General features: G+C 67.6%; 7 protein-coding genes and 1 tRNA gene. 3 read left to right on the forward strand and 5 right to left on the reverse strand.

The genetic code is table 11. The features are described from left to right. Window positions 1-11: 11 nt before the first annotated feature. The gene (gene panD / locus IEX49_RS00230; RefSeq protein ID WP_115933174.1) at window positions 12-428 is read right to left on the reverse strand and encodes an aspartate 1-decarboxylase; all 417 of its coding nucleotides are present in this window, start codon (window positions 426-428) and stop codon (window positions 12-14) included. Between the two features lie 184 nt (window positions 429-612). Here panD and IEX49_RS00235 point away from each other — a divergent pair, with 184 nt between their 5' ends. Together IEX49_RS00235 and IEX49_RS00240 are read left to right on the forward strand one after the other, a co-directional pair. After that, the gene (locus IEX49_RS00235) at window positions 613-1,569 is read left to right on the forward strand and encodes an SDR family NAD(P)-dependent oxidoreductase (protein WP_188803094.1); all 957 of its coding nucleotides are present in this window, start codon (window positions 613-615) and stop codon (window positions 1,567-1,569) included. A 260-nt stretch (window positions 1,570-1,829) separates the two neighbouring features. Continuing rightward, window positions 1,830-2,891 (forward strand): methyltransferase, encoded by a 1,062-nt coding sequence (locus IEX49_RS00240; RefSeq protein ID WP_229672052.1) that lies wholly within the window; start codon window positions 1,830-1,832, stop codon window positions 2,889-2,891. Here IEX49_RS00240 and IEX49_RS00245 read toward each other — a convergent pair. The 4 genes from IEX49_RS00245 to IEX49_RS00260 form a co-directional block, all read right to left on the reverse strand. Further along, a complete protein-coding gene (locus IEX49_RS00245) occupies window positions 2,881-3,471 on the reverse strand; it encodes a DUF998 domain-containing protein (protein WP_188803096.1) in 591 nt (196 codons plus the stop codon). The two genes, IEX49_RS00240 and IEX49_RS00245, sit on opposite strands and share 11 nt — an antisense overlap. Before the next feature lie 217 nt (window positions 3,472-3,688). Further along, window positions 3,689-3,762: transfer RNA gene (locus IEX49_RS00250), tRNA-Val, on the reverse strand. Window positions 3,763-3,775: 13 nt separating this feature from the next. Next, entirely contained in the window at window positions 3,776-4,195 is a 420-nt protein-coding gene (locus IEX49_RS00255) for a redoxin domain-containing protein (RefSeq protein WP_188803097.1), read from the reverse strand. 95 nt (window positions 4,196-4,290) lie between these two features. Then, a complete protein-coding gene (locus IEX49_RS00260; RefSeq protein ID WP_229672128.1) occupies window positions 4,291-4,674 on the reverse strand; it encodes a DUF3052 domain-containing protein in 384 nt (127 codons plus the stop codon). 300 nt (window positions 4,675-4,974) lie between these two features. On the opposite strand from IEX49_RS00260, the gene aceE reads away from it, so the two are divergent. Beyond that, on the forward strand, window positions 4,975-7,731 hold the full coding sequence (aceE, locus tag IEX49_RS00265; protein ID WP_188803101.1) for a pyruvate dehydrogenase (acetyl-transferring), homodimeric type: 2,757 nt from the start codon (window positions 4,975-4,977) through the stop codon (window positions 7,729-7,731). Window positions 7,732-7,799 lie beyond the last annotated feature (68 nt).

The raw sequence follows: 7,799 nt of genomic DNA on the forward strand, positions 1-7,799 counted from the left end.
GGGTCAGGGAGTCAGAGGGCCACGGCATACGGTGGGCGCTGCAGGTCCTCGGCAAGGGCCTCGGACGGGTCCGTTCCGAGGTCCACGATCCGGTTGTCCGCGTCCACGTGGACGACGGTCGGCACGAACGACCGGGCTTCGGCGGCTTCCATCTGCGCGTAGGTGATGAGGATGACGGTGTCCCCCACGTCCACGAGATGCGCCGCGGCCCCGTTGATGCCGAGTACCCCGGATCCGCGTTCACCGGCGATGGTGTAGGTCTCCAGCCGTGCCCCGTTGGTCACGTCCACGATGGCCACGAGTTCGCCGGGGAGGATGTCCGCGGCATCGAGCAGGTCCTGGTCCACGGTCACGGAGCCGACGTAGTGCAGGTCGGCGTGGGTCACGGTGGCCCGGTGGATCTTGGACTTGAACATGGTGCGGGTCATGGCCATGTGGTGTGCATCCCTTCAGATGGCTGGACTTCCCGTAGTGCCTTCTTCAACGGTCAGGGGGCTTCCCGTATTCCGGAAGCAACCCCCTATACTAACGTGCTCGTCGTGCTCCGAGCCAGGGTTGCCGGCTTCCGAACACCCCTCGGGCGGCGCTGCAGGCCGCCGGTACCGTGTGCCCATGGCCGATTCCCGCTCCATCACTTCGTCCACCTCTCCCTCCGCCCGGACTCCTTCGGAGTTGCCGGACCAATCGGCGCACACGTGGCTGGTGACGGGAGCTACCCACGGCGTCGGCCTGGAGGTGGCTCGCGTGGCCGCCCGTGCGGGGGCGCGGCTGGTGCTTCCGGTCCGGGACGCAGGGCGGGGACAGGCCGTGGCGAGGGAACTGCGCCGGCTCGGAGCCGAGGTGGTGGTGGGCCACCTGGATCTGGCCGACCTGACCTCCGTCGGAGCTTTCGCAGCCGGACTGGACGAACCCATTGACGTCCTCGTCAACAATGCCGGCGCGGTCACCCCGCGTCGCCGCGAGACCACCGACGGATTCGAGATGATCTTGGGCACCAACTTCCTGGGGCCCTGCGCCTTGACCAACCTGATCGCCGGGCACCTCCGTGGGCGGGTGGTCATCGTCGGCTCCGGGGCACATCACAGCGGTCGGATCGATGCCGCTGATCCGCATTTTCGCCACCGCCGCTGGAGTATCGCGGCGGCCTATGCCCAGTCCAAACTCTGCGACATGCTCTGGGCCAGAGCGCTCCAGAATCGGTTGGCGGCCCAGACCAGCACGGTGGACGTCCAGCTCGCCCACCCGGGCTGGGCCGTCACCAACATCCAGAACGCCACCGGCGTGCCCGTCCTTGACCGCGCCGTCACCGGTGTCTGCCGCCTGATCGGCCAGTCGGCAGCAGACGGGGCACTGCCGGTCCTGGAGGCCGCCGTGACCGACCTGCCACCGCTGACCTATTTCGGTCCCGACGGCTTCCGCCAGTGGCGGGGCAGGCCCGAACCACAACAGACCTCAGCACTGGCCCGCGACGACGCGGCGGCAGAGGCGATCTGGGAGATGGGGGTACGGGAAACCGGCACCGACCTCGGAGAGGTCGACCGGCAGGTCCATGGCTGGCCACCTCGGTAGACTAGGGAACGCCCCATGCCGTGGTCGGTCAGCTCCTACGCGGTTGCCAACAGGTGACGTGCCGCTACCGAACGAGGTTGATCTGCATCATGCCGGAACCGATCGCTGATGGTCCCTCGCTGACCTGGGAACAGGCGGGGGTGACGGCATCCGCTAGGTGGTGGTCTGCCAATGGCCGGCCGGCCCCCCAGAAACTGGTCGTCGTCGACGACCGGCTCACCACCGTCCAGGCCGTGAAGTATGCGGCCCAGGGCACCGCCATGCTGTGGTTGGGCGACTTCCACAACGCGAAACAGATCCTCAGCGCGATCGATCGGCGCCTGGCCAAGGGCAGAACCGGGGATGCGGCACCACGAGCCGTCATCAGCGATGCGGATGCCTTCTATCGCCTCCGCCAAGCCCGCGCCCAACGGTCGCGGATGATGTCCTTGATTCTGGTGCCGCTCACGTTCGACGCACCAGAAGGTGCGGCCAGCGTGCCTTTGCCCCGGGCCCCACGGGTCGGCCCCGCGGTCGAATTCGCCTACGCGCAGCAACCAGGCTTCGGTGTGGGCCACGCTGTGGTGAGTTTGCAGGAGCTTTCTGGCGTGCAGAGCGCCTACCAGTGGTACGTGACCGGCATCGACATCCCCGCCGTGAACGGCAGGATCCATCCTCACTACGGCACATTCCTGCCTACCCGCCACGAGTATGTCGACCTGGTGGCCCAGGCACCGCTGAGCAACCTGGAGCTCGCGTTCGATGTTGGCACCGGCACGGGGCTGCTGGCCGCTGTGCTCGTGAACCGTGGCGTGAAGAAGGTGGTGGGAACCGACATCCACCAGCGTGCGGTGGACTGCGCGAACGAGAACTTCGCCCGGCTGGGCCTCCAGGAAGCCGCCGAAGCTCAGCTGATCAGCATGTTCCCGGACGGACGGGCGCCCCTCGTCGTCTGCAACCCTCCCTGGTTGCCGGGCAGTGCAGCGACCACCCTCGACGCGGCCGTGTACGACCCGGGCAGCACCATGCTGCTGCAGTTTCTGAACGGGCTGACGGACCATCTGGCCGACGACGGGGAGGGCTGGTTGGTCCTCTCGGACCTGGCCGAGCTACTCGGGCTGCGGAGTCGACAACTGCTGCTGGACGCCATCGACCAGGCGGGGCTTGACGTGATCGATCGTCTCGACACGGCCCCTCGCCATCAGCGGGCCGCCGACCGCTCAGATCTTCTCCACGCCGCCCGCTCGCGGGAAGTCACCTCGCTGTGGAGGCTTCGGGCGAAACGGCCGGACGGACTCCAACGCGGTGACGGCAGACCTGAACGCCGCCGGCCTACAGACTGATCACCGCCGCCGTCCAGAGCATCCCCGGGACAAGGAACGCCCGTTGGACGAGACCTGTCCGTGGTGAGTCGTTCTCCCAGGCGGCCCCGAAGGCCGCGACGGTTCCGACCAGCCAGAGGGCCACGACGCCGGAGAGGATCTTCCAGGCCAGTCCCGGCAGGACGAAGGCGGCAACGGCTGCCGCCGCCGGGAGGGCGAGGAACAGGATCATTCCGACCACATCGTGGAGACGGTGCCAGATGCTCGTCGACGGGGGATCGCCGTCCGGAGTGCCCGGCGGATAACCCCGGACCGGATCCATCCGGAAGGTCCCGGACAGGAGCAGGCCCACCCCCACGATGGCCAGCACGATTCCTAGGACCGGGGAGACGCCAGTGATGACAATCCCCGCACCTCCCACGGCGACCGCCGCCCCACAGAGGAGGAAGTTGAGGGTCTGGATCCAACCGCGGGGTCCCAGGGCGAGTGCACTGACCGGGTGCCGCACCGGAGAGTAGCCGGGCCGGACCCGCCCTTCGAGGAGGAACACCACGACGAACAGCACCGCTCCAGCGGCCCCGATCCAGCCAGCAATGGTCACCTCCGAGATCCACCGGGCGCCTGCGGATCTGTCCGGTACCACCCAGCACAGCCGACATCACCGGGCCGGGAACAGTGCCATCGGTCATGCGTCATGGGTCACGGCCACGTCCACTGGAGAAACGAAGAACGGGAGCCCGGCCGCTGGCCTGACTCCCGCTCAACTGTCACCGATGACTCGACTCAGGTGTAACCCATGTCTCGACTCATCACAACGGTGGGCCCAGAGGGACTCGAACCCCCGACCCCTTCGGTGTAAACGAAGTGCTCTAACCAACTGAGCTATAGGCCCCGAAGCGTCAATGCTAGCCCAGATGTTCCTCAAGCCGTCGCTCCTCCCCCGCGCCGGCGCGGACCCGGGCGAGCACCCGGCCGGACGAGTCCACCAGGACGCTGCTGCGCCGCGCCCGGCCGGTGGTCTCGTTGAACTCACCGACCGCGCGAGCCGCGGCCCCGTGGGGCCAGAAGTCGGACAGCAACGGGGTGCGGATCCCGGTCTCGTCCGCGACCTTGCGCAGCACGGCGGCAGAATCACAGGACACTACCCGGAGCCCGACGCCGGCCGGCGCCAGTCGCTCAGCCAGCGCATCCACCCAGCCGAGTTCGGCGGTGCACACCGGGGTGAAGGCCCCCGGCAGGAAGAACAGCCAGCAGCGGGTGGGCGCGGCGCCGTCGTCGTGCGAGGTCTCGCGACCGGCACCGAGCGCGTCCGGAGACGGCGGCATCACGGGGGGCCACGACCAGAGCTGGCCGTGCTGGTCCCGCAGGGCCGGCAGGTCCGCGGGGGTTACTGGAACCTGCGGCAGCCCCGCCGGACCTGTCACAGGTTGCGCTTGGCCACCAGTCGGGTGGCGGACCAGTCCGCAGAGACCCCGGCGGTGGTGGTGACGTGCAGGCCGGCCGTCGGTGCCGCCTCGGCGATGTCCGCCGGCGGCACGTGGCCGTCACGGCCGTTGCGCGGGGTGAGCAACCACAGTGCTCCACCGGTGTCCAACGAGGTCTGCGAGTCCATGAGGGCATCGGCCAGGTCGTCGACGTCTCCGTCCGCCTCCCGCCACCACAACAGGACGGCATCGACCGGCTCCTGGTCCTCCTCGGTCAACAGCTCACTACCGAGCTCGTCCTCGAGCGTGTTCCGGAAATCGAAGTCGATGTCCTCGTCAAAACCGAGTTCCTGGACCAGTTTGCCTTCGGAAAGGCCCATCTTCGCGGCCGGTCCGTCACTGGTCTCCGCAGTACGCCCTACGGCGGGGGCGGAGTCTGGCTGGTTCACATCTCTCCTTGACTGTTGCGTGGTACCCATGTGGGCATCATCTCACCAGATTACGTCCTCGCGGGCACCCCGGGCCATGCGGGGTACGCAAGCCTGCATCCGGGGCCCGTCAGGTTATACAGTCTTGGGTGGAACCAGAGGACCCGCCCCTGACCATCCAGCCGGACGATCCCGGCGTGGACCGCGGGCCCACCAGACCAGCGGAGACCATCCGCCGACAGAGAGGTTGCCGTGAGCGCAGCTGAAGAGAGCTCCCACATCCTGAGCGGACTGACCAACCAGATGTCAGACAAGGACCCCCAGGAGACGGCAGAGTGGATCGAGTCCTTCGACGGACTCGTGGAAGAGCGGGGCACGGAGCGCGCGGAGTACATCATGCGCCAACTCCTGCAGCGGGCCGGCACCAAGTCGGTCGGCGTACCGATGGTCACGACCACGGACTACGTCAACACGATCCCGGTGGACCAGGAGCCCGAGTACCCCGGAGACGAGGAGCTCGAGCGCCGCTACCGCAACTACCTGCGGTGGAACGCCGCCATGATCGTCCAGCGCGCCCAGCGCGAGGGGGTCGGGGTCGGCGGCCACATCTCCTCCTACGCCGGCCTGGCCACCATCTACGAGGTGGGCCTGAACCACTTCTTCCGCGGCCAGGACCACCCGGGCGGTGGCGACCAGGTCTTCTTCCAGGGCCACTCCTCCCCCGGCAACTACGCCCGGGCCTTCCTCGAGGGACGTCTCACCGAGGAGGAGCTCGACGGCTTCCGCCAGGAGAAGTCCAAGGCGCCCAAGGCCCTGCCGTCCTACCCGCACCCGCGCATGCTGGAGAACTTCTGGCAGTTCCCCACCGTGTCCATGGGCCTCGGTCCGATCAACGCGATCCACCAGGCGCAGTTCAACCGCTACCTGCACAACCGCGGGATCAAGGACACCTCCGACCAGCAGGTCTGGGCCTTCCTCGGCGACGGTGAGATGGACGAGCCGGAGTCACGCGGCGCCCTACACATCGCCGCCAATGACAAGCTCGACAACCTGAACTTCGTGGTCAACTGCAACCTGCAGCGCCTCGACGGCCCGGTCCGCGGCAACGGCAAGATCGTCCAGGAGCTGGAGGCCTACTTCCGCGGCGCCGGCTGGAACGTCATCAAGGTCCTCTGGGGCCGCGAATGGGACCAGCTGCTGGACCAGGACGACGAGGGCGAGCTCGTCCGCATCATGAACGAGACCCTCGACGGCGACTACCAGACCTACAAGGCGGAGTCCGGCGGATTCGTCCGCGACCACTTCTTCGGCCGCTCCTCGGTGACCAAGGAGATGGTCGCCGACATGACGGACGACGAGATCTGGGGCCTCAAGCGCGGCGGACACGACTACAACAAGGTCTACGCCGCGTACCAGGCCGCCATGGAGTACAAGGGCAAGCCGACCGTCATCCTGGCGCAGACCATCAAGGGCTACGGCCTGGGTCCGCACTTCGAGGGCAAGAACTCGACGCACCAGATGAAGAAGCTCACGGTCGAGGACGTCAAGCTGTTCCGCGACCGCCACCGCATCCCCATCACGGACGAGCAGATCGAAGCCGATCCGTACAACGTGCCGTACTACCACCCGGGTCCGGACGCACCGGAGATCAAGTACATGATGGAGCGGCGCCAGAAGCTGGGCGGGTTCCTGCCCGAACGCCGCACGGACTACGACAAGATCCCGATGCCGCCGGAGTCGACCTACAAGCATGCCCGCAAGGGCACCGGCAAGCAGCAGGCCGCCACCACGATGGCCTTCGTGCGCCTGCTCAAGGACCTGATGCGTGACAAGAACATCGGCAACCGCATCGTGCCGATCATCCCGGACGAGGCCCGCACCTTCGGCATGGACTCGTTCTTCCCCACGGCGAAGATCTACAACCCCAAGGGCCAGAACTACCTGTCCGTGGACCGGGACCTGTTCCTGTCCTACAAGGAGTCCACGTCCGGCCAGCTGTACCACGTGGGCATCAACGAGGCCGGCGCTACCTCGGCCATGACCGCCGTGGGCACCTCCTACTCCACGCACGGCGAACTGATGATCCCCGTGTACATCTTCTACTCGATGTTCGGCTTCCAGCGCACCGGCGACGCCTTCTGGGCCGCCGGTGACCAGCTGGCCCGCGGCTTCGTCATCGGCGCCACCGCCGGACGCACCACCCTGGCCGGCGAGGGCACCCAGCACATGGACGGCCACTCGCCGATCCTGGCCGGCACCAACCCGGCGGTGAAGCACTACGACCCGGCGTTCTCCTTCGAGATCGCGCACATCGTCCGCCAGGGCCTGGAGGACATGTACGGGGAACACGACCGCGGGGACGACGTCCGCAACGTCATGTACTACCTCACCGTGTACAACGAGCCGATCATCCACCCGAACGAGCCGGAGGACCTGGACGTGGAGGGGCTGCTCAAGGGCATCTACCGCTACAGCCAGGCCAGTGCCGACGTCACCGGGCCGAAGGTCCAGCTCATGGGTTCCGGCGTGTCCGTGCCGTGGGTCATCGATGCGGCCAAGATCCTCGCCGAGGAGTGGAACGTGGCCGCCGACGTGTGGTCCGTGACGAGTTGGAACGAGTTGCGCCGTGACGCCGTGGCCGCCGAACGTGAGGCGATGGAGACCGCGGAGGGCAAGGCTCGCGTCCCCTACATCACGCAGAAGCTGGCCGAGACCGAGGGTCCCGTGGTGGCCACCACGGACTACGCCACCCTGGTCCCGGACCAGATCCGCCCCTTCGTCCCGAACGACTTCGCGACCCTGGGTGCGGACGAGTTCGGCTTCGCGGACACCCGCGCCGCAGCCCGCCGCTACTTCCTCATCGACACCCACTCGATGGTCGTGAAGGCGCTCCAGATGCTGGAGAAGGACGGCAAGGTCGATGCGGGCACCGCGGCCGAGGCCTACCGCAAGTACCGGATCGACGACGTCAATGCCGGCACCACCGGCAATGCCGGCGGCGATTCCTGACCTCGTCCCCAGGAACCCCCGTCCGGGATCGCCCGGACCCCGACGACGGCCGGTGAGGTGCACAGCGC

It is taken from the genome of Citricoccus zhacaiensis (genome assembly GCF_014645315.1).
Lineage (GTDB): Bacteria > Actinomycetota > Actinomycetes > Actinomycetales > Micrococcaceae > Citricoccus > Citricoccus zhacaiensis.